The following is a 21,140-nucleotide window of genomic DNA, read 5'->3' on the forward strand; positions in this document are numbered from 1 at the left end:
TTGAAACCTGCCGCCGAAAACTGCAAGGCTTAAACTGAAAAGAAGTTAACGATGAGTACCAATAACCTGCACGACATCTTGGACGAAATGGTTCAAGTGTATTCTCAAAAAAAACAAAGCCGCTCCGAAACCCCGGCCGAAATCGGCGCACACCTCCACCCGCTGCTCGACCGCCTGTGCGAAACCGCAGAAGCGCAAAGCGCGTCCGACATCCTTATCAGCAAAGGATTCCCGCCCTCGTTGAAAATCAACGGTGCCTTAACCCCGCAGCCGCAAAAGGCTTTGACGGGCGAGGAAACCGCCGCCATCGCCGCATCGACGATGAACGCCGAACAATCGGAAATATTCCGGCGCGACGGCGAAATCAACTACTCCGTCCAATCGCGCAGCGGCACGCGCTACCGCGCCAACGCCTACCACAGCCAAGGCCACGCAGGTTTGGTTTTGCGGCGCATCAACCACGTCATCCCGCAAATGCAGGAATTGGGCCTGCCCGAAAAACTTAAAGACCTCGCCGTCGCGCCGCGCGGGCTGCTGATTATCGTCGGGCCTACCGGTTCGGGCAAATCCACCACGATGGCGACTATGCTCGAACATCGCAACAAAACCCTGCCCGGCCATATCGTTACCATCGAAGACCCGATAGAGTTTATCTACAAACCGCGCCGCTGCATCTTTACCCAGCGCGAAATCGGCGTCGACACCATAAACTGGCAGACGGCGGTACAAAACGCTATGCGCCAGTCCCCCGACGTGGTCTGCATCGGCGAAGTCCGCAGCAGGGAAAATATGGAATACGCGATGCAGCTCGCCCAAACCGGCCACCTGTGCATTTTTACGCTCCACGCCAACACCGCGCCGCAGTCGCTCGAACGCATACTCAACTTCTACCCCAAAGAACAGCACAAGCAAATACTGATCGACATCGCCCTCAACCTGTCCGGTATCGTCTGCCAACGCCTCGCCCTCAAAAAAGACAAAACGGGCAGGACGGCGGTTGTCGATCTGCTCATCAACACGCCCGCCATCCAAGACTTCATCCTGAAGGGCGACCTGATGAACATCAATAAAATCATGGAAACCGCCAAAACCGACGGAATGCAGACGATGGACCAAAACCTTTTCGAACTGTACCGTCACGGCATCATCAGTTACGAAGAAGCCCTGCGCCAGTCCGTTTCCGCCAACAACCTGCGGTTGCACATCCAACTGTACGAAGAAGGCAAAATGCCCGAACTCCTTTACGACAGGGTCAACGGTCTCAACCTCGTTTCCTGACCGCCTGCGGTACGATGCCGTCTGAAAGCACCGCCCCGTTTTCAGACGGCATCGCTTCGCCCCTTCCGGACAACACCCGATCGGACAAACCATGAACACCCCGCCCCTCAAACCCCTGCTGCTTACCTCGCTCCCCGTCTTTACCGCCGTTTCGGCCGCCGCCGCCATCGTATGGCAAACCGGCAGTCCCAAACTCGCTATGCCCTTCGTGCTCGGCATTATCGCCGGCGGGCTGGTCGATTTGGACAACCGCCTGACAGGCCGTCTGAAAAACATCATCGTCACCGTCGCCCTGTTTACCCTGTCCTCTCTCGCGGCGCAAACCACCCTCGGCACAGGGTGGCCGTTTGTCCTCGTCATGACCCTGATGACCTTCTGCTTCACAATGCTGGGCGCGTTCGGACTCAAATACCGCACTTTCGCATTCGGCACACTCGTCGTCGCCACCTACACCACCCTCACCTACACCCCCGAAACCTACTGGCTGACCAACCCCTTTATGATTCTGTGCGGCACCGTACTGTACAGCACCTGCATCCTCCTCTTCCAAATCATCCTGCCCCACCGCCCCATACAGGAAAGCGTCGCCGCCGCCTACGACGCGCTCGGCGGCTACCTCGAAGCCAAAGCCGACTTTTTCGATCCCGACGAAGCCGAATGGATAAGCAACCGCCACCTCGACCTCGCCATGATCAACACAAACGTCATCACCGCCTTCAACCGCTGCCGCTCCGCCCTGTTTTACCGCCTTCGCGGCAAACACCGCCACCCGCGCACCGCCAAAATGCTGCGCTACTACTTTGCCGCCCAGGACATACACGAACGCATCAGCTCCGCCCACGTCGATTATCAGGAAATGTCCGAAAAATTCAAAAACACCGACATCATCTTCCGCATCCGCCGGCTGCTCGAAATGCAGGGGCAGGCGTGCCGCAACACCGCCCAAGCCATCCGGGCGGGCAAAGACTACACATACAGCAAACGCCTCGGACGCGCCATCGAAGGCTGCCGCCAGTCGCTGCGCCTCCTTTCAGACGGCAACGACAGCCCCGACATCCGCCACCTCGGCCGCCTGCTCGACAACCTCGGCAGCGTCGACCAACAATTCCGCCAACTCAAGCACAGCGGCAGCACCGCCGAAAACGACCGTCCGGACGACACCCGCATTGCCGCCCTCGAAACCGACAGCCTCAAAAACATCCGGAAAACCATCCTTCCGCACCTCACCCCCGAATCCGGCGTATTCCGCCACGCCGTCCGCCTGTCCCTCGTCGTTGCCGCCGCCTGCACCATCGTCGAAGCCCTCCGCCTCAACCTCGGCTACTGGATACTGCTGACCGCCCTCTTCGTCTGCCAGCCCAACTACACCGCCACCAAAAGCCGCGTCCGCCAACGCATCGCCGGCACCATACTCGGCGTAATCGTCGGCTCGCTCGTCCCCTACTTCACCCCGTCTGTCGAAACCAAACTCTGGATTGTCGTCGTCGGCACCACCCTCTTCTTCATCACCCGCACCTACAAATACAGCTTTTCCACCTTCTTCATCACCATCCAGGCCCTGACCGGCCTCTCGCTTGCCGGTTTTGACGTTTACGCGCTCCTGCCCGTCCGCATCATCGACACCATAGTCGGCGCATCCCTCGCCTGGGCGGCAGTCAGCTACCTGTGGCCCGACTGGAAATACCTCACACTCGAACGCACCGCCGACCTTACCGTCCGCAGCAGCGGCGCATACCTCCAAAAAATCGCCGAACGCCTCAAAACCGGCGAAACCGGCGACGACATCGAATACCGCATCACCCGCCGCCGCGCCCACGAACACACCGCCGCCCTCAGCAGCACCCTATCCGATATGAGCGGCGAACCCGAAAAATTCGCCGGCAGCCTGCAACCCGGCTTCACCCTCCTCAAAACCGGCTACGCCCTGACCGGCTACATTTCCGCACTCGGCGCATACCGCAGCGAAATGCACGAAGGGTGCAGCCCCGAATTCAACGCACAGTTTTACCGGGCGGCGGAACACACCGCCCGGATATTCCAACACCTGCCCGATATGGAAGCCGCAAACTTTCAAACAGAATTGGACAGCCTGCGCGGCGAACTCGACACACTCGGCACACAAAGCGGCAGCACGCAAAGCCACATCCTCCACCGGCAGCTCCAACTCATCGCCCGCCAACTCGAACCCTACTACCGCGCCTACCGCCAAATCCCGCACAAACACACCCCAAATGCCGTCTGAAGCAGTTTCGCCATTTTTCATGGCAAATACGCAAAGCACGGGCAGAATGTCATGCAGGTTGGAAGACAGTACGCATACTTTGCCAGTGCCTGATGCACAGTGAAAATGTGCAAGGTGCAGGTTGCGGAGCGGGCTTTAAGGCAGGCTGTCCGGCGGGCTGTAGGGTGGGCTTCAGCCCACCAAATTACACCAAATTACACCAATCACAACGCTTTTACCGTTTTCAGACGGCATCGGTTTGCCGGCACCCGGTCGGCACGGCGTAAATGGCTAAGTTGGCGAGGTTGGCAAAAATGGCGGGACAAAGCCCGCCCTGCAAAACCATAGGAATGCCCGAATCGTCAGAAACACCCGGACCGTCATTCCCACGAAAGTGGGAATCTAGGACGTAAAATCTAAAGAAACCTTTTTTCCCGATAAATTCCCGCACCGACAAATCCAGATTCCCGCCTGCGTGGGAATGACGGTATATCGGCAGGCGCAGGATAAATGCGTAAGGTGGTGGGTGGTGGGCTGTAGGGTGGGCTTCAGCCCACCGATTCCATCAAATCCCACCAACTCCGCCGAAAACCGAAACCGCCGAATCCCGCCGGTTCGCCAAAAACCCTTGATTCGGTAGGCTGAAGCCCACCCTACAACCCGCCCTTTACGAATCTTCCTACACCCTATACAACACCTTGAGAATCCACCCTGTCAGGAATATCCGAATCGTCATTCCCGCGCAGGCGGGAATCCGAACACGTCCGCACAGAAACCCGCATCCCGTCATTCCCACGAAAGTGGGAATCTAGAACGCAGGGTTGGATAAACCGTTTTATCCGATAAGTTCCTATACCGACAGACCTAGATTCCCGCCTGCGCGGGAATGACGGCATCGGTTTGCCGTTACAACCCGGCTTTGTTTTTAAGGGGGAGTTTGATGTGGGGTTTGGCGGGTTTCGGGGCTTCTTTCAAACCCAGTTCGATTTGCTGGGCTTCGTTCAAGAGGTTGCTCCAGTCGCCTTTTTTGTACCACTCGCGCCCGTCCAGCTCGATGGGGTGTTGGATGCGCTCGCAGCCGTTGCCGCACTGCAAATCGTCTTCGCGGCAATATTTGTCGCACCCCCAGCAGATGCGCTCGGGGTTTTTGGGGAATATGGGGAATTTTTTTGCCATGATATGTGCCTCGTTTTTTTATTGGATGAAATTATAGGGGATGCGGCAGCGGCGGTTTCGGGTTTATACGGTTTTTACGCGCGGGTGTTAAGGTTTGTGAAATACCGTATGAGGCGGTTTCGGTATTTTGTACGGTAAATGTGTCAGGCGCGGGAGGGCGTTTGCATTTTTTTGGAGATAGGGTGGGAGTGGGTGAGTTGGTGGGATTGGTGGATTGGGATTGGTGGATTGGTGGGCTGAAGCCCACCCTACAGCCCACCCGACGGAGTGAAAATACAGTTGCTACAACCTACCCTCTCCCGAAAACACCAATCCGCCGTTTTCAGACGGCATTTCGGCTCAATCCAGCAGCGCGTCAATAAACGCGCGCGCGTCAAACGGGCGCAAATCGTCTATGCCTTCGCCCACGCCGATGTAGCGGACGGGGATAGGACGGTCGGAGGCGAGCGCGGCGAGGATGCCGCCTTTTGCCGTGCCGTCGAGTTTGGTTACGATTAAGCCGGTCAGCCCCAATGCGTCGTCAAAGGCTTTAACTTGGTTGACGGCGTTTTGCCCGATGTTGGCATCGAGGACGACGATGATTTCGTGCGGCGCGTCGGGCATAGCTTTTTGCAGCACGCGCTTCACTTTTTTGATTTCTTCCATCAAATGAAGCTGCGTGGGCAGGCGGCCGGCGGTGTCGGCCAGCACGATGTCGATGCCGCGCGCTTTGGCGGCTTGGACGGCATCGAAGCAGACGGCTGCGGAATCGCCCGTGGTTTGCGAAATCACGGTTACGTTGTTGCGTTCGCCCCAAGCTTGAAGCTGCTCACGCGCGGCGGCGCGGAAGGTGTCGCCGGCGGCAAGCAGCACAGATTTGCCCTGCGCTTGGAAATATTTGGCGAGTTTGCCAATAGACGTGGTTTTGCCCGCGCCGTTGATACCGGCAAGCATAATCACGAAAGGCTCTTTGGTTTCGGGCAAGACCAGCGGTTTTTCCAAAGGCTTAATCAGGTCGTACAAGGCTTCTTTCAACGCGCCGCGCAATTCGTTGCCGTCTTTCAGCCCTTTGAGACTGACGCGGTCGCGCACGTCTTTCATCAGGTATTCGGTGGCTTCCATGCCCATATCGCCGGTAATCAGCACGGTTTCCAGCTCTTCGTATAAATCTTCGTCGATTTGTCCGCCGCCGAACACGCCCGCCAGCGATTTCGCCATTTTGTCGCGCGATTTGGTCAAACCTTGTTTCAAACGCGCCGCCCAACTGAGCTTGTGTTCTTCAGTTGTTGCAACGGCTTCCGCAACGGCTTCTTGAACTTGCTCGACAGCCTCGCTGACGGTTTCGGCAACAGTTTCTTTCACCGCTTCGACTTGTTCCGCTGCTTTTTCAGCCGCTTCCCCTGCTTCAGACGGCATCGCGGCAACGGTTTCTTGAACCTGCTCAACAGCCTTGCTGACGGTTTCAACGACTGCTTCTTTTGCGGACTCAACGCATTCCGCCGCTTTTTCAACCGCTTCAGACGGCATCGCGGCAACAGCTTCCTTTACTTGTTCAACCGCACCGCTGACGGTTTCGGCAACGGCTTCTTTTGCGGATTCAACATATTCCGCTGCTTTTTCAGCCGCTTCCGCCGCTTCAGACGGCATCTCGGCAACGGTTTCCTTTACCTGTTCAACCGCACCGCTGACAGTTTCAACGGCAGATTCGACCCGCCCTTTGACGCTTTCCGTTAAAGATTCAGCATCTTCTTTAATATTTTCAACTATTTGAGCAACTTCAGATTCCGCTTTTACTGCGGTTTCCTGAATTTGAGCCTCCTCAGGAGCCGGAGTTTCCTGTTTTTTCTTGCGACGGAAGAAGCTGAACATTGAATTTTCCTTTTAATTTTAGAAACTTGAAATAGACCGTATTGTAGCGTATTTTGCGCGGCAGGGTTGTCCGAAAATCCGGGCTGTAAGGTTTCGGCATCTCAAACGTCTAACCATACAAACCGTCCACACAGGAAACATCAAAATGAAACACCGTACTTTCTTTTCCCTTTGCGCCAAGTTCGGCTGTCTGTTTGCGCTGGGCGCGTGTTCGCCCAAAATCGCCGATGCCGAAGCCGCGACCGTGCCGCATACTTTGTCCACTTTGAAAACCGCGGACAACCGCCCCGCCGATGTTTATTTGAAAAAAGACAAACCGACGCTGATTAAATTCTGGGCGAGCTGGTGTCCTTTGTGTCTGTCCGAATTGGGACAGACCGAAAAATGGGCGCAAGATGCAAAATTCGGCTCCGCCAACCTGATTACCGTCGCCTCCCCCGGCTTTCTGCACGAGAAAAAAGACGGCGACTTCCAAAAATGGTATGCCGGTTTGAACTATCCCAAGCTGCCCGTCGTTACCGACAACGGCGGCACGATTGCCCAAAGCCTGAACATCAGCGTTTACCCCTCGTGGGCGTTAATCGGTAAAGACGGCGACGTACAGCGCATCGTCAAAGGCAGCATCAACGAAGCGCAGGCATTGGCGTTAATCCGCGACCCGAATGCCGATTTGGGCAGTTTGAAACATTCGTTCTACAAACCCGACACACAGAAAAAGGATTCAAAAATCATGAACACGCGCACCATCTACCTCGCCGGCGGCTGCTTCTGGGGCTTGGAAGCCTATTTCCAACGCATAGACGGCGTGGTTGACGCGGTATCCGGCTACGCCAACGGCAACACGAAAAATCCGAGCTATGAAGACGTGTCCTACCGCCATACGGGCCACGCCGAAACCGTCAAAGTGACTTACGATGCCGACAAACTCAGCCTCGACGACATCCTGCAATATTATTTCCGCGTCGTCGATCCGACCAGCCTCAACAAACAGGGCAACGACACCGGCACGCAATACCGCAGCGGCGTGTACTACACCGACCCTGCCGAAAAAGCCGTTATCGCCGCCGCGCTCAAACGCGAGCAGCAAAAATACAAACTTCCCCTCGTCGTCGAAAACGAGCCGCTGAAAAACTTTTACGATGCCGAGGAATACCATCAGGACTACCTGATTAAAAACCCCAACGGCTACTGCCACATCGATATCCGCAAAGCCGACGAACCGCTGCCGGGCAAAACCAAAACCGCCCCGCAAGGCAAAGGCTTCGACGCGGCGACGTATAAAAAACCGAGCGATGCCGAACTCAAACGCACCCTGACCGAAGAGCAATACCAAGTGACCCAAAAAAGCGCGACCGAATACGCCTTCAGCCACGAATACGACCACCTGTTCAAACCCGGCATTTATGTGGACGTTGTCAGCGGCGAACCTTTGTTCAGCTCTGCCGACAAATACGATTCCGGCTGCGGCTGGCCGAGCTTCACGCGCCCGATTGATGCAAAATCCGTTACCGAACACGATGATTTCAGCTTCAATATGCGCCGCACCGAAGTGCGCAGCCACGCCGCCGATTCGCACTTGGGACACGTCTTCCCCGACGGCCCGCGCGACAAAGGCGGACTGCGCTACTGCATCAACGGCGCGAGCTTGAAATTCATCCCGCTGGAACAAATGGACGCGGCAGGCTACGGCGCGTTGAAGGGTAAAGTGAAATAAGCCACCTAATCCGTTATCGCGTATGACAAAATGCCGTCTGAAATCCGAAACGTTTCAGACGGCATTTTTTATCCGGCGGGAATTTTGTCCAGACGGAGATTTTGTTCAGACGGCATCGCCGCCGTTTTCAACCAGCCCCGCCAACCGTTCCAACGCGAAGGCGACCGCCTGCGCGCGGACGGATTCGCGGTTGCCGTCAAAACGGCGCATTGCTTCGCAACTTCCGCCTGGAAAGGCAAACCCGAACCAAACCGTGCCGACGGGTTTGCTTTCGCTGCCGCCGCCCGGGCCGGCGATGCCGGAAATACCGACGGCGTAATCCGCCTGCGCCACGGCTTTCGCGCCGCGCGCCATCTCATAGACGGTTTGGCGGCTGACCGCGCCGTGTTCGAGCAGGGTTTCGGGCAACACGCCCAAGCGGTCTTCTTTGGCTTTGTTGCTGTATGTCACGAAACTTTGTTCAAACCATTGCGAACTGCCTGCAACGCTTGTGAATGCGGCGGCAAGCATTCCGCCCGTACAGGATTCGGCACAGCTTACGGTTTGACGTTTTTTCGTCAGGTTTCGGGCGATGGTGTGCAATGCGTCCATTTCCCACTCCCCTTTCAGACGGCGTTTAAGAATTGATGATGTGTATGTCGCGTTGCGGGAACGGGATGTTGATATTGACTTTGCGGAGGTTTTCGACCACTTGTTCGTTCAAATCGCATTGCAGCGTCCAGCGGTCTGCTTCGTTTGCCCAAGCCCATAATGTGATTTCGATGGCATTGTCGCCCAAGGCGGTGATGTAGGCGGCGGCCTGCCGCTCTTCGTTTTGAACGCACAAGGGGTGCTCGGTGGCGGCTTTCAACACCGCCTCTTTCGCCACTTTCAAATCGCAGTCGTAATCGACGCCGACAACCACTTGGGCGCGGCAAAGCGGCAGGACGGAACGGTTGACGATGCTGTTGCCCATCACCACGCTGTTGGGCAGCACGACTTCTTCGTTGTCGGTCGTCCGCAAAGAAGTCTGCACCATCTTGATTTCCCGGACATGTCCTTCAAAACCGCCGACGCGGATAAAATCGCCGACTTTGAACGGGCGGAACAGGATAATCAGCGCGCCTGCGGCAAAATTGGACAGCTGGTCTTTCAGAGACAACGCCACCGCCAAACCCGCGCCGCCGATTAAGGCGGTTACGGATGTTGTGGAAACGCCCAACCGGCCCAATGCGGCAATAATCACCAAAATCAGCAGCCCGATATTGGCGACGTTGCCGAGGAAGCTGATCAGCGTGGCATCGACCTTGGCGCGCGTCATCGCCGCCCTCATCACGGCGACAATGCGTTTCGCCGCCCATTTCCCAACCAAGAAAATAAGCAGCGCGGCGGCGAGGTTCAGCCCGAACGCCCACGCCTTTTCAGCCAGATGCTCCCAGCCGGAAGCACTGATCAGGTGTAAAAAATCAAATTGTTTGAAGTCCATTGTTTTTCCTCTCGATAGAACATCCGCCCCGTGCGGCGTAATCGGCACAGGTGTAAAAATGCCGTCTGAAGCCCTGCGGGGCGGTATGTTTGTTTTATTTCAAAACCGTCCTGATCCAACGGGAAACCCATCCGCGCTGGTTCGCATCAATATCGCGCTGCGCGGGGGCGGTGGTGTGCGTCGGGGCTTGGGCGAAGCGGAACACGTCGGGCAGGCGCGTGTTTTTGACGGCGGGGTAAACCCACATTTCGGACGGAACCGCCTGCTGCACTTCCCGACTTTGCAGCCATTGCACCAGTTTTGCCGCCAATTCCGGCTGTTTCGCGCCCTTCAAGACCGCCGCGCCTTCGACCTGGCGGAATACGCCGCCTTTTAAAAACAGGTTGCCCGTCGGCGGCTCGCTGTATTTGCCTTTGGAAAAATACACTTCCGCCGCCGGGCTGGCGGCATAACCGACCACCAGCGGATACGCGCCGCCGTTGTGCGAAAAGTCGGTGTAATATGCCTCGCTCCAGCCTTTGGCGACCTTCACGCCGTTCTGCCGCATCTGTGCCCACCATTTGAACGCGCCTTCTTCGCCCATCCCGCTGATGTTCGCCATCAGGAAGCCCAGCCCCGGGGACGACGTGGCGGGGGACGGCACGACCAATAGGTTTTTATATTCGGGGCGGGTCAAATCCTGCAGGGTTTGCGGCAGGGGCAGCTTTTTGCCTTCAAACCATTTTTTGTCGTAATTGATGGCCACATAGCCGTAATCGACCGCCAAAGCCGAAGGCAGCCCGACCGCGACGGGGGCAGACCCCGGTTGCGCCGCCGCCAAAATACCCATTTCCCGCGCCTTGCCGATATTGGCGTTGTCCAAACCGTACACCGCGTCGGCAATCGGGTTGGCGCGGCTCAAAATCAGTTTGTTGAGCATTTCGTTCGCGCCACCCGCCTGAATAATCGACACCTTCGCATCGTTTGCCCGCTCGAAGCGCGCAATCAGCCCTTTGGGCAGGCTGAACGACTTATGCACCGCCAGCCTGACTTCCGTCTGCGCCTGCAGGTATGCCGAAACCGCCAGCAGCGGCAGCAGCCAAATCTTCCGTTTCATTCCGAGTCCTCCTTTATTCGCTGTAAAATAACATCATAACAAATTTTCACGGTTTGAAACGCAAGAAAATCCGACCTTGCGGCCATTTAACATCAACAACACGCCGCACAATGCCGGCGCGGTATGCAGAAACTTTGTCAGAACGCTGCCAAAATCATTACAATACCCGCACAAACCCCGAAAATACGAAAGAATGTTATGCGTAAAACCTTCCTTGTCCTGATGACTGCCGCCGCCCTTTTGTCGGGCTGCGCGTGGGAAACTTATCAAGACGGCAGCGGCAAAACCGCCGTCCGTCAAAAATATCCCGCCGGCACGCCCGTTTATTACCAAGACGGCAGCTATTCGAAAAATATGAACTACAACCAATACCGCCCCGAACGCCGCGCCGTGTTGCCCGACCAAACCGGCAACAACGCCGACGAAGAGCATCGCCAACACTGGCAAAAACCAAAGTTTCAAAACCGATAAACCGACCCGATGCCGTCTGAAGCCGCTTCAGACGGCATCGCACAGGAAAACGCTATGCCGCACAATACTTTAAACATCGTCATCCTCGCCGCCGGCAAAGGCACGCGCATGTATTCGCAAAAGCCCAAGGTTTTACACGAAATCGGCGGCGAAACAATGCTCGGGCGCGTGATCGGCACCGCCGCCGCGCTGAATCCGCAAAACATCTGCGTCGTCGTCGGCCACGGCAAAGAGCAAGTTTTGGACACCGTCAAATGCGATGTCGTCTGGGTCGAACAAACCGAACAGCTCGGCACCGGCCACGCCGTCAAAACCGCCCTGCCCCACCTTGCCGCCGAAGGCCGCACGCTGGTGTTGTACGGCGACGTTCCCCTGATTGACGTTGAAACCCTCGAAACCCTGCTCGAAGCCGCCGGCGGCGACGTCGGGCTATTGACCGACGTTCCCAACGACCCGTCAGGTTTGGGGCGCATCATCCGCGACGGCAACGGCAGCGTAACCGCCATTGTCGAAGAAAAAGACGCAAGTACCGCCCAAAAAGCCGTGAAAGAAATCAACACAGGCATTCTCGTCCTGCCCAACGCCAAACTGGAAAACTGGCTGAACAGCCTCTCCAGCAACAATGCCCAAGGCGAATACTATCTGACCGACCTCATCGCCAAAGCCGTTGCCGACGGTATTAAAGTTCATCCCGTCCAAGTGCACGCCTCCTACCTCGCCGCCGGCGTGAACAACAAACTCCAGCTCGCCGAACTCGAACGCATCTTCCAAACCGAACAGGCTCAAGAATTGCTCAAAGCAGGCGTTACCCTGCGCGACCCGGCACGTTTCGATTTACGAGGCCGTCTGAAACACGGGCAAGATGTCGTGATTGATGTGAACTGTATCTTTGAAGGCGAAGTCGAACTCGGCGACAACGTTGAAATCGGTGCTAACTGTGTCATCAAAAACGCCAAAATCGGTGCCAACAGCAAAATCGCCCCCTTCTCCCACCTCGAAGACTGCGAAGTCGGCGAAAACAACCGAATCGGCCCGTACGCCCGCCTGCGTCCGCAAGCCCGCCTTTCAGACGACGTACACGTCGGCAACTTCGTCGAAATCAAAAACGCCGCCATCGGCAAAGGCACCAAAGCCAACCACCTCACCTACATAGGCGATGCCGAAGTCGGCAGCAAAACCAACTTCGGCGCAGGTACGATTATTGCCAACTACGACGGTGTGAACAAACACAAAACCGTCATCGGCGACGAAGTGCGCATCGGTTCAAACTGCGTACTGGTTGCCCCTGTAACACTGGGCAACAAAGTAACCACCGGCGCAGGCAGCTCGATTACCAAAAACGTCGAAGACAACAAACTCGCCCTCGCCCGCGCCCGCCAAACCGTCATCGAAGGCTGGGTGAGGCCGGAAAAAGACAAGCGATAAAACTATGCCGTCTGAAGCCGGTTTCAGGCTTCAGACGGCATCCCAAAAACGAACATCCGATAAGGACGGCAAACTATGTCATTACCCCCTTGCCCGCAATGCGCCTCCGAGTACACCTACGAAGACGGCGGACAATACATCTGCCCCGAATGCGCCCACGAATGGAATGAAACCGAATCCGCCGCCGACCTTGCGGCTCAAGCGCGCGATGCCAACGGCGCGGCACTGCAAAACGGCGATACCGTCATCCTCATCAAAGACCTCAAGGTAAAAGGCAGCTCGATGACAATCAAACAAGGTACAAAAGTCAAAGGCATACGCCTGCAGGAAGGCGATCACAACATCGGCTGTAAAATCGACGGCAGCGCGATGAATTTAAAATCCGAATTCGTCAAAAAAGCCTGACCGTCCAAAACAAGAAACGCCGTCCGAACCCGTTTGGCAAGGTTCGGACGGCGTTTTTTATATGGCGGATTTATACGCCCAGCAGCCCTTGTCCCAAGAAGCCGCCTTTTCCCACGCCGGGCAGCACGAAGAAATAGCCGCCGCCGAAGGGGCTGATGTATTCTTCCAGCGGTTCGCCGTTAAGGAGGTTTTGCACGAAGATGAATCCGTCGGCAAGGTTTGCCTGATAGCAGACGAACACCAGCCCGACATCAAGCTGTCCGCTTGAGGCGAGTCCGCGCGAATAGCTGTAGGCGCGGCGGAAGAGGCGGTGTTTTTTGAGGAATTCAGGATCGCGCGGGTTGGCAAGCCGCATATGGCTGTCTTTGGGCGTGGTATTGCCCTCGGGGTCTTTGGCAAAATCCGGTTGGTCGGCTTCTTTTTTGCCGTCCATCGGCGCGCCGCTGTATTTGCGCCGCCCGAAAATGTCGGTTTGCTCTTGAAGCGGCGTCCTGTCCCAAAACTCGACAAAGTGGCGGATAAGGCGGACTGCCTGATAGCTGCCGTTTTTCGCCCACTCCGGTTCGTCGAGGCTGTTGGCGGCCACACCCGTCCACAAAACCTCGTCGGCGATTTTGGGGTCGGAAACTTTGGGGTTGCCCGTGCCGTCGCGGAAGCCCAACAGGTTGCGCGCCGCCATCGCGCCGGGTTCGGATTTGGGCTGCCATCCGTCGATACTCCAGCGGATAACGGCGGTTTGGGCGGTGTGTTTGATGATGTCGCGCAGGGCGGCTTGGCAGGTTTCGGGGGTGAAGGCGCAGATTTGCAGGCTCAAATCGCCGTCGCACCAGCTTTTTTGCAGCTTATCGTTGGAGAAGTCGCGCATTTCCTGCAAATGAACCGGTTTTTTGTCTTTGAGTCCGAACCGGCCGTCAAACAGGCTGCTGCCCACCCCCACGGTAACGGTCACCCCGTCGGGGTTGAAGGCTTTGCCCAAAATGCCGCTGCCGGCTGGTGGAAGTTTGTCGTCGCCGTCTTGGTATTCGCCACCTTGGGTGAGAAACTCGATGCGGGCAGTCAGTGTGCGGAACAGATTTTCCAGCTGCTTGGCACTTTGCGCGGTAACGTCGAAGGCGCACATAATGGAAAACGCCTGTTGCGGCGTAACGATGCCTGCCTGATGTTCGCCGTAGCAGGGATAAGCTTGGGGCGAGTGTTGGCTTTCGGCAGTGCGTTCGGCGGTTTTGCCCTGTTTTTTACCGCCGAGATAACCTCCAATTGCGCCGATTGCTCCGGCTGCGAGTGCGGTTTTAAAGAGGGTGCGCCTGGCCGGTTGTGTCGGGTTGTTCGTACTCATGTTTTTTATCCTTTGTTTAAACTCGGTATCCGATACGGCGGAACGCAGGAAACGGAAACCTCCGCCTTTTCCAATGCCTTCCGGTTTTGCAGATAAAATTTCAGACGGCATCTGCCGCCAAATGCCGTCTGAACGCCCAAGGCTTATTTCAAGCCGAGTATGCCGCGAAGTTGGGCAAGGTCTTCGGCAAGCGCGTTAACAGGGGCTTGTAACGCTTTGCGGTCGGCTTCGCTCAGCTTGTCGTAGGTTTCAAAACCGTCTTTAGTACGGTATTTCGCCAGAATTTCGTTGACCTGTTTGAAGTTGGTATCGGTTTTTTCCAACAGGGCTTTGTTTTTGGCCTCAATCAACGGACGGAACAAATCGACGATTTTTTTAGATCCGTCCACATTGGCTTGGAAGTCGCTCAAATCGGTGTGACTGTAACGGTCTTCTTCACCGCTGATTTTACTGCCCGCCACTTCTTCAATCAGTTCGGACGCGCCGCCGACCACTTTGCCCGGAGGGAATGCCAATGCGTCGATTTCTTTTTGCAGGGCTTCGACATCGGTCATCAGTTTGGCTGCGATTTCTTTCACGCCGGACACGTCTTTTTCTACCCAAAGGGCGTGTTCGATACGGTGGAAGCCGGTAAACCCGGCATCTTTCGCGCCGTCTTTGAAGTCGTCCTCACGCGCATCGATGACGGGGTCGAGTTCGCTGAAAAGCTCGGCAATCGGTTCGATGCGTTCGTAATGGACGCGGGTGGCGGCAAACAGAGATTTGGCCTTTTCAATGTCGCCGGCTTTGACAGCTTCGGTAAAGGTTTTGGTTTTCGCCACCAGCTCTTTAACCTCGCCTTGAACGTAGGCTTTATAGTCGGCGAGCGGCTGGGACAGTTTTTCCAAATCCGCTTTATTGGCAGTGTCTTTAAAGCCGCTGTCGGTAACCACCAGCTTGCCGCGCGGATTGGTCAAAAGACCGCAGGTCATTTCGTATTCGCCCGGCAGCAGGGTTACAGTCATTTTATCGGAAAGTCCGGGGGCGATGTTTTCGCGCTCGTCCACCACCATCACGCCTTTCAGGATTTCCCATTCGAGCTTGCGGCCGCTGTTGTTTTTAATATTGAACACAACCTGTCCGCTCGGCACGGTCAGATTCATCGGTTCGCAGGCATTGTCGTTGACGGCGATACTGACCGCACCGCCCTCGTTGGCGGTTTGCGCCTCACCGGACGCTGCCGACGCAGCTTTCTCCGCCTCCGGCGGCTGGCACGCGGTCAAACCTAAGGCAAGCATCACGGACAATGCGGTCAAATTGAATTTTCTCATTTCAGCTCCTCTTTACGGGTTAAAGTTTCAGACGGCCTGCTGCCGCACAAAAACCAAGTTATGACGGGAATAAGGTACAGCAGCCAAACCAAGGCCTCGCCCTGCGTCGGATGGTCGGTATAGCCGAAAAATCCGCCGAGCAGCACGCCCAACGGGCTGTCTTCGTGCAAATATTTTGATGAGTCGAACACAATATCCTGAAGCGCGTTCCAAATGCCTGCTTCATGCAGCGCGCGCAGCGAACCGGCAAGCAGACCGGCGGCAACGACAATCAAAAACGCCCCCGTCCAACGGAAAAACTTCGCCAGATTCAGGCGCATCCCACCCTGATAAATCAACGCGCCAATCACGGCGGCAGCCAAAACCCCCGCTACCGCACCAGCCGGCATCTGCCACGTCGGGCTCTGTTTGAATACGGCAAGCAGGAAAAAAACGCTCTCCAAACCTTCGCGCGCCACGGCAAGAAACGCCATACCAACCAAAGCCCATCCTTGACCGCTGCCACGGTTCAAAGCCGCCTGCACAGAATCCTGAAGCTGCCGCTTCATCGAACGGGCGGCTTTTTTCATCCATAAAATCATATAAGTCAGCATCGCGACAGCAACCAAACCGATAATGCCGACGACGAACTCCTGCTGCTTTTGGGGAATCTCGCCCGTTGCAGAATGGATGCCGTATCCGATGCCCAAACACATCAAAGAAGCAAGGACGACCCCGAACCAAACCTTGGGCATCAGTTTGGAATGTCCGGACTGTTTCAAAAAACCGGCAACGATGCCGACGATGAGCGCAGCTTCGATGCCCTCGCGCAACATAATTAAAAAAGCGACCAGCATAAACGCGAACGAACAAGGATGATGAATAATATATTATCGGAATATTTTCATTGCTTGTAAATACAAATGCAAGTTATTTTTTATCTGCAGTACCGCGCGGCGGAAAGTTCCGCAGGCTGCAGCTGCGCCCTGTGTTAAAATCCCCTCTCCACGGCTGCCGCAACGCCGCCCGAAACCATCTTTCTTATTACTGCCGGCAACATTGTCCATTATGAAAAAATACCTGTTCCGCGCCGCCCTGTGCGGCATCGCCGCCGCCATCCTCGCCGCCTGCCAAAGCAAGAGCATCCAAACCTTTCCGCAACCCGACACATCCGTCATCAACGGCCCGGACCGGCCGGCCGGCATCCCCGACCCCGCCGGAACGACGGTCGGCGGCGGCGGGGCCGTTTATACCGTTGTGCCGCACCTGTCCCTGCCCCACTGGGCGGCGCAGGATTTCGCCAAAAGCCTGCAGTCTTTCAGGCTTGGCTGCGCCAATTTGAAAAACCGCCAAGGCTGGCAGGATGTGTGTGCCCAAGCCTTTCAAACCCCCGTCCATTCCTTTCAGGCAAAACAGTTTTTTGAACGCTATTTCACGCCGTGGCAGGTTGCAGGCAACGGAAGCCTTGCCGGTACGGTTACCGGCTATTACGAGCCGGTGCTGAAGGGCGACGACAGGCAGACGGCACAGGCCCGCTTCCCGATTTACGGCATTCCCGACGATTTTATCTCCGTCCCCCTGCCTGCCGGTTTGAGGGGCGGAAAAGCCTTTGTCCGCATCAGGCAGACGGGAAAAAACAGCGGCACAATCGACAATACCGGAGGCACGCATACCGCCGACCTCTCCCAATTCCCCATCACCGCGCGCACAACGGCAATCAAAGGCAGGTTTGAAGGAAGCCGCTTCCTCCCCTACCACACGCGCAACCAAATCAATGGCGGCGCGCTTGACGGCAAAGCCCCGATACTCGGTTACGCCGAAGACCCTGTCGAACTTTTTTTTATGCACATCCAAGGCTCGGGCCGTCTGAAAACCCCGTCCGGCAAATACATCCGCATCGGCTATGCCGACAAAAACGAACATCCCTATGTTTCCATCGGACGCTATATGGCGGACAAAGGCTACCTCAAACTCGGACAGACTTCGATGCAGGGCATCAAAGCCTATATGCGGCAAAATCCGCAACGCCTCGCCGAAGTTTTGGGGCAAAACCCCAGCTATATCTTTTTCCGCGAGCTTGCCGGAAGCGGCAATGACGGCCCCGTCGGCGCACTGGGAACGCCGCTGATGGGGGAATATGCCGGCGCGGTCGACCGGCACTACATTACCTTGGGCGCACCCTTATTTGTCGCCACCGCCCACCCGGTTACCCGCAAAGCCCTCAACCGCCTGATTATGGCGCAGGATACCGGCAGCGCGATTAAAGGCGCGGTGCGCGTGGATTATTTCTGGGGGTACGGCGACGAAGCGGGTAAAACGGCAGGTAAAATGAAAGAACCGGGTTATGTCTGGCAGCTTCTGCCCAACGGCATGAAACCCGAATACCGGCCGTAAACCTGCCAAACAATGCCGTCTGAAGCCCATCCCCTGGCAATCGGGCGCATTAAGGCGGAGTTTTGATGCGCCGCCGGCACAAGCCGGCCGGGCAAAATGCTTTTTATTTAACGGAATTGATTTCCGCCCGAACGGAAATACCCCCTTGCAAACGAACAGAATCAAACGGATATTCAAACGCGTCCGAACAAAAAAAAGGCGGACATTCCTGCCCGCCCGTACCAGTCAGGAAACCGCACATCCGATTCGGACGGCGGCATCCTCCCTGTTATCCTACGCTAAAACGACAATGCCAGTTTTCTGCCGTTGCATTTGATTTCTTTTTCCAATTCGTCAAACTCGGCTTCAAACCGCCGTTTCAACTGCTCGATCGCCGCCTGATGCTGCTGATACGTCTGGTTTGACGGCAACGCATTTCGCGCGTCGAGATATGCCTGTGCCGTTTGTCCGCACTTTTTCTGATGGGCGATGATTTTGTCCTTCATCGCCGCATCGGTTTTGACATACTGCCTGCGTTCGACATACAGCTCTTTCCCGTCGTCGGAAAGTTTGATCGGGATTTCCCCTATCCCCGTGTTTATCGAAAGCGCGCCGTCTTTTTCAGACAAAACCACAGATGTTTCCTTACCTGTAACCACGTTGATTTTATTAAGGAAGTAATTGCCTTTTTCTTTTTTTACGGCAATCATACCCTCTTTTTTGTCCGACTTTTCGCGCCAATAACCCTCGTAACCGTCGGCATCCTTGCCGCAACCCGCCAACACCGCCGCCACGCCGACGGCCAAAAGCATTTGTTTCATTTCCATACTCCGTTAACATTAAGACCGAGCGAGTATATTGTTTTTTTTTTTCAGCTTGTCAATATTGATTTGCAAAAACTATAAACCGGCGGCAGGCAATGCCGTCTGAACGCCCATCCCAGTCAGGCGGGGAAATCCCTCCTTTTTTGAGCAAGCCCAAGCCTTCAGACGGCATTTTGCTGTTTTTCGGCGCGGAAGGCGGTTTATAATCCGAAGCGGAAGGTGCGGCACGGGAGCCGTCCGCGCCTGTTTTTTTTCAACCTGATACTAAGGAACAGTTATGTGCGGTATCGTCGGCGCCATCCGCGCCCATCACAACGTCGTCGATTTTCTGACCGACGGCCTCAAACGCCTCGAATACCGGGGTTATGATTCATCAGGTATTGCCGTCAACACCGACGGCAAAATCAAACGCGTGCGCCGCGTCGGACGCGTGCAGCTTATGGAGGACGCAGCACGCGAAAAAGGCATCAGCGGCAGCATCGGCATCGGGCATACGCGCTGGGCGACACACGGCGGCGTTACCGAGCCGAACGCCCACCCGCACATCAGCGGCGGTATGATTGCGGTCGTCCACAACGGCATCATCGAAAACTTTGAAAGCGAACGCAAACGCTTGGAAGGTTTGGGATACCGTTTTGAATCGCAAACGGATACCGAAGTCATCGCACACAGCATCAATCACGAATACGCGCAAAACGGCGGCAGGCTGTTTGAAGCCGTGCAGAAAGCGGTCAAACGTTTCCACGGCGCATACGCCATCGCGGTTATTGCCCAAGACAAGCCTGATGAATTAGTTGTGGCGCGTATGGGCTGCCCGCTTTTGGTCGCTTTGGGCGACGATGAAACCTTTATCGCTTCGGACGTATCCGCCGTCATCGCCTTTACGCGCCGCGTGGCGTACCTCGAAGACGGCGACATCGCGCTGCTGGCTTCAGACGGCATCAAAAGGCTGACCGATAAAAGCGGCCTGCCTGCCGAACGCAAAGTCAAGGTATCCGAACTCTCGCTCGCCTCTTTGGAGCTGGGGCCGTACAGCCACTTTATGCAAAAGGAAATCCACGAGCAGCCGCGCGCGATTGCGGACACGGCGGAAGTTTTCCTCGACGGCGGCTTCATCCCTGAAAACTTCGGCAAAAACGCCAAAAGCGTGTTTGAAAGCATCCGCAGCGTCAAAATCCTTGCCTGCGGCACTTCCTATTACGCCGCGCTGACCGCCAAATATTGGTTGGAATCCATCGCCAAAATCCCGGCCGACGTCGAAATCGCCAGCGAATACCGATACCGCAGCGTGATTGCTGATTCCGACCAACTGGTCATTACCATTTCCCAATCCGGCGAAACGCTGGACACGATGGAGGCTTTGAAATACGCCAAATCCTTGGGACACCGCCACAGCCTCTCCATCTGCAACGTGATGGAATCCGCCCTGCCGCGCGAAAGCAGCCTCGTGCTTTATACCCGTGCCGGTGCGGAAATCGGCGTCGCCTCGACCAAAGCATTTACCACGCAACTGGTTGCACTGTTCGGTTTGGCGGTAACACTGGCGAAGGTACGCGGCTTGGTATCCGGCGAAGATGAAGCACGTTATACCGAAGAACTCCGCCAGCTTCCCGGCAGCGTACAGCACGCTTTGAACCTCGAACCGCAAATTGCCGCTTGGGCGCAACAGTTTGCCAAGAAAACCAGCGCGCTGTTTTTAGGGCGCGGCATCCATTACCCGATTGCCCTCGAGGGTGCGTTGAAGCTGAAGGAAATCACCTACATCCACGCCGAAGCCTATCCTGCCGGCGAACTGAAGCACGGGCCGCTTGCCCTGGTGGACGAAAATATGCCCGTCGTCGTCATCGCGCCCAATGACAGCCTGCTGGACAAAGTCAAAGCCAATATGCAGGAAGTCGGCGCGCGCGGCGGCGAACTTTTCGTCTTTGCCGACCTCGACAGCAATTTTAATGCCACCGAAGGCGTGCACGTTATCCGCGCACCGCGCCATGTCGGAGAATTATCCCCCGTCGTGCATACCGTCCCCGTGCAGCTCCTCGCCTACCACACCGCCCTCGCGCGCGGCACGGATGTGGACAAGCCGCGCAACCTGGCGAAATCCGTAACCGTCGAATAAATACCGCCGGTTGGCAAAAATGCCGTCTGAAGCCCGATTTTTCAGGCTTCAGACGGCATTTCCCCGTTTGATTTGCGGTATAATCCGCCTTTACCCATTGTTT

Annotated in this window: 18 protein-coding genes; 8 read left to right on the forward strand and 10 right to left on the reverse strand. The window is 56.1% G+C overall.

Going from position 1 to position 21,140, the window contains the following annotated elements:
* Positions 1–51: 51 nt before the first annotated feature.
* Both FGL10_RS09200 and yccS read left to right on the forward strand, forming a co-directional pair.
* Entirely contained in the window at positions 52–1,278 is a 1,227-nt protein-coding gene (locus FGL10_RS09200) for a PilT/PilU family type 4a pilus ATPase (RefSeq protein ID WP_003711227.1), read from the forward strand.
* Between the two features lie 91 nt (positions 1,279–1,369).
* Positions 1,370–3,520 carry a YccS family putative transporter gene (gene yccS / locus FGL10_RS09205; RefSeq protein ID WP_003711226.1) on the forward strand — a complete coding sequence of 717 codons (2,151 nt, stop codon included), beginning with the start codon at positions 1,370–1,372 and terminating at the stop codon, positions 3,518–3,520.
* An 885-nt stretch (positions 3,521–4,405) separates the two neighbouring features.
* On the opposite strand, the gene FGL10_RS09215 is transcribed toward yccS, so the two are convergent.
* A complete protein-coding gene (locus tag FGL10_RS09215; RefSeq protein WP_013448172.1) occupies positions 4,406–4,675 on the reverse strand; it encodes a DUF3079 domain-containing protein in 270 nt (89 codons plus the stop codon).
* 339 nt (positions 4,676–5,014) lie between these two features.
* Positions 5,015–6,523 carry a signal recognition particle-docking protein FtsY gene (gene ftsY / locus FGL10_RS09220; protein ID WP_036475240.1) on the reverse strand — a complete coding sequence of 503 codons (1,509 nt, stop codon included), beginning with the start codon at positions 6,521–6,523 and terminating at the stop codon, positions 5,015–5,017.
* A 145-nt stretch (positions 6,524–6,668) separates the two neighbouring features.
* Between ftsY and msrAB the strand changes: the two genes are divergently transcribed.
* Positions 6,669–8,237 (forward strand): bifunctional peptide-methionine (S)-S-oxide reductase MsrA/peptide-methionine (R)-S-oxide reductase MsrB, encoded by a 1,569-nt coding sequence (msrAB, locus tag FGL10_RS09225; protein WP_003710740.1) that lies wholly within the window; start codon positions 6,669–6,671, stop codon positions 8,235–8,237.
* 105 nt (positions 8,238–8,342) lie between these two features.
* Here the strand turns inward: msrAB and FGL10_RS09230 are convergent, their stop codons facing one another.
* The 3 genes from FGL10_RS09230 to FGL10_RS09240 form a co-directional block, all read right to left on the reverse strand.
* Entirely contained in the window at positions 8,343–8,828 is a 486-nt protein-coding gene (locus FGL10_RS09230) for a CinA family protein (protein WP_003710738.1), read from the reverse strand.
* Positions 8,829–8,853: 25 nt separating this feature from the next.
* On the reverse strand, positions 8,854–9,702 hold the full coding sequence (locus FGL10_RS09235; protein WP_003710736.1) for a mechanosensitive ion channel family protein: 849 nt from the start codon (positions 9,700–9,702) through the stop codon (positions 8,854–8,856).
* A 94-nt stretch (positions 9,703–9,796) separates the two neighbouring features.
* The gene (locus tag FGL10_RS09240; RefSeq protein WP_003710734.1) at positions 9,797–10,798 is read right to left on the reverse strand and encodes a thiamine ABC transporter substrate-binding protein; all 1,002 of its coding nucleotides are present in this window, start codon (positions 10,796–10,798) and stop codon (positions 9,797–9,799) included.
* 198 nt (positions 10,799–10,996) lie between these two features.
* Between FGL10_RS09240 and FGL10_RS09250 the strand changes: the two genes are divergently transcribed.
* The 3 genes from FGL10_RS09250 to FGL10_RS09260 all read left to right on the forward strand — a co-directional run bounded on the left by FGL10_RS09250 (position 10,997) and on the right by FGL10_RS09260 (position 13,099).
* On the forward strand, positions 10,997–11,269 hold the full coding sequence (locus tag FGL10_RS09250) for a spore cortex protein (protein ID WP_036470225.1): 273 nt from the start codon (positions 10,997–10,999) through the stop codon (positions 11,267–11,269).
* 54 nt (positions 11,270–11,323) lie between these two features.
* The gene (gene glmU / locus FGL10_RS09255) at positions 11,324–12,694 is read left to right on the forward strand and encodes a bifunctional UDP-N-acetylglucosamine diphosphorylase/glucosamine-1-phosphate N-acetyltransferase GlmU (RefSeq protein ID WP_036470238.1); all 1,371 of its coding nucleotides are present in this window, start codon (positions 11,324–11,326) and stop codon (positions 12,692–12,694) included.
* Positions 12,695–12,769: 75 nt separating this feature from the next.
* The gene (locus FGL10_RS09260) at positions 12,770–13,099 is read left to right on the forward strand and encodes a zinc ribbon domain-containing protein YjdM (protein WP_003710730.1); all 330 of its coding nucleotides are present in this window, start codon (positions 12,770–12,772) and stop codon (positions 13,097–13,099) included.
* Between the two features lie 70 nt (positions 13,100–13,169).
* On the opposite strand, the gene efeB is transcribed toward FGL10_RS09260, so the two are convergent.
* The 4 genes from efeB to FGL10_RS12150 form a co-directional block, all read right to left on the reverse strand.
* Complete coding sequence (efeB, locus tag FGL10_RS09265) at positions 13,170–14,435, reverse strand: iron uptake transporter deferrochelatase/peroxidase subunit (protein WP_036470235.1); 1,266 nt, start codon at positions 14,433–14,435, stop codon at positions 13,170–13,172.
* Between the two features lie 143 nt (positions 14,436–14,578).
* The gene (efeO, locus tag FGL10_RS09270) at positions 14,579–15,745 is read right to left on the reverse strand and encodes an iron uptake system protein EfeO (RefSeq protein WP_003710726.1); all 1,167 of its coding nucleotides are present in this window, start codon (positions 15,743–15,745) and stop codon (positions 14,579–14,581) included.
* Positions 15,742–16,581 carry an iron uptake transporter permease EfeU gene (gene efeU, locus FGL10_RS09275; protein ID WP_002237410.1) on the reverse strand — a complete coding sequence of 280 codons (840 nt, stop codon included), beginning with the start codon at positions 16,579–16,581 and terminating at the stop codon, positions 15,742–15,744. Before efeU ends, efeO begins: the two co-directional genes overlap by 4 nt.
* A gap of 33 nt (positions 16,582–16,614) precedes the next feature.
* The gene (locus tag FGL10_RS12150) at positions 16,615–16,791 is read right to left on the reverse strand and encodes a hypothetical protein (protein WP_155270591.1); all 177 of its coding nucleotides are present in this window, start codon (positions 16,789–16,791) and stop codon (positions 16,615–16,617) included.
* 1 nt (position 16,792) lies between these two features.
* Here FGL10_RS12150 and mltA point away from each other — a divergent pair, with 1 nt between their 5' ends.
* Positions 16,793–18,118: a murein transglycosylase A gene (mltA, locus tag FGL10_RS09280; RefSeq protein ID WP_003710722.1), complete on the forward strand. Its 1,326-nt coding sequence runs from the start codon at positions 16,793–16,795 to the stop codon at positions 18,116–18,118.
* Between the two features lie 278 nt (positions 18,119–18,396).
* On the opposite strand, the gene FGL10_RS09285 is transcribed toward mltA, so the two are convergent.
* Positions 18,397–18,918, reverse strand: a complete 522-nt coding sequence (locus tag FGL10_RS09285; protein ID WP_036470232.1) for a hypothetical protein — start codon at positions 18,916–18,918, stop codon at positions 18,397–18,399.
* 280 nt (positions 18,919–19,198) lie between these two features.
* Between FGL10_RS09285 and glmS the strand changes: the two genes are divergently transcribed.
* Positions 19,199–21,037, forward strand: coding sequence for a glutamine--fructose-6-phosphate transaminase (isomerizing) (glmS, locus tag FGL10_RS09295; RefSeq protein WP_003710715.1), 1,839 nt, complete (start codon positions 19,199–19,201; stop codon positions 21,035–21,037).
* Positions 21,038–21,140 lie beyond the last annotated feature (103 nt).

The sequence above is a fragment of the Neisseria lactamica genome, from assembly GCF_901482445.1.
In the GTDB taxonomy this organism is placed as follows: Bacteria; Pseudomonadota; Gammaproteobacteria; order Burkholderiales; family Neisseriaceae; genus Neisseria; species Neisseria lactamica.